Below are 1,410 nucleotides of genomic sequence, written 5' to 3'. Positions count from 1 at the left end.
CTCGTGCGCTACGGCTACAGCAGTGCAGGCGATCTCATCACCGTCCACGACCGCGCAGGCCAGCTCGTGCGCGAATTCGAATGGGACCACCACCGCATCAGCGCCCACCGCCATGCCAGCGGACCCTGGCACCGCTACCGCTACGAGAGCGCCCAGCCCGGCGCCCGCGTCATCGAGCACAGCAACCAGGAAGGGCTGTCCTACCGCTTCGACTACCTCAGCCAACCGCCGGGCCCGGACGGCCAGCCGCGCGCGGCCACCCGCGTCAGCGACAGCCTGGATCGCATCGAGACCTACTACTTCGAAGGTGCGGCGGGCCTGTCGCGCCTCATCGCCCACTACAAGGCCGACGGCAGCCGCTGGCTGCAAAGCTACGACAGCTTCGGCCGCCTGGCCTCTCGCACCGACCCGCTGGGCCGCAGCGTCCACCTCAGGCGCGACGGCCAGGGCCGGCTCATCGGCGTGCAACTGCCCGACGGGCGCAGCACACAGCAGGAACACGACGAAGCCACGGGCCGCCTGCTCACCTCCACCGACCCGGCAGGCGCCACCACCGGCTACCAATACGACGCCTGGGGCCGTCTCACCCAGATCACCCAGGCCGACGGCAGCACCGAGCGCTACCACTACTCCGACCCCCAGGAAGCGCCGCTCACCTGCGACAGCCCCCGGCGCATCGAAGACGCCCAGGGCGGCAGCAAACAGCTGGCCTGGAGCGACGCGGGCCAACTGCTCAGCTACACCGACTGCTCGGGCCACAGCACGCACTACCACTACGACCGCTGGGGTGCACTCATCGAAGTGGGCAACGCCCTGGGCCAGCGCCAACGCCACCAGCGCGACGGCCAGGGCCGCATCGTGGCCAGCGAACTGCCCAACGGCCAGATCGAGCGCTACCACTACGACAGCGCAGGCCACCTCACGCGCATCGAACCGGCCCAGCCCCCGCTCGCCCCTCTCATGGGGGGACAAAGCCCTGCTGCACCGGCCGCCGACACCCACATCCACCTGCGCTACGACCTCTGGGGCCGGCTCATCCAGAGAACGCACGGGGGCCTCACCTTGGCCTTCGAATACGACAGCGCCGGCCGCCTCCTGCGCCTCGTCAACGAAAACGGTGCGCAAAGCCGCTTTGCCTGGGACGCGCTGGACCGGCTCGTGCAGGAAGAAGGGTTCGACCAGCGGCTGCAGCGCTACCGCTGGGATGCGGCAGGCCAGCTCATGGAAGCCACGGACGGCAACGCTGCGCAGCAAAGCAGCAGCCACTACCGCTGGGACGAAGGCGGCAGATTGGTCGAACGCCAGCTGCCCGCCACAGCCCATGCGCCGGCCCAGACCCACCGCTACGAATGGGATGCGGCCGGACGCCTCATGGCCGCCAGCGTCTGGCAGCACACCGTCGAGAACACC

Annotated in this window: 1 pseudogene; it reads left to right on the top strand. The window is 69.7% G+C overall.

The features are described from left to right. Positions 1-1,410: pseudogene (locus PO605_RS30765) on the top strand (RHS repeat-associated core domain-containing protein); the annotation flags it as partial.

It is taken from the genome of Delftia sp. DT-2 (assembly GCF_028401915.1).
In the GTDB taxonomy this organism is placed as follows: domain Bacteria; phylum Pseudomonadota; class Gammaproteobacteria; order Burkholderiales; family Burkholderiaceae_C; genus Comamonas; species Comamonas tsuruhatensis.
This window is presented reverse-complemented; position numbering and strand designations above follow the sequence as displayed.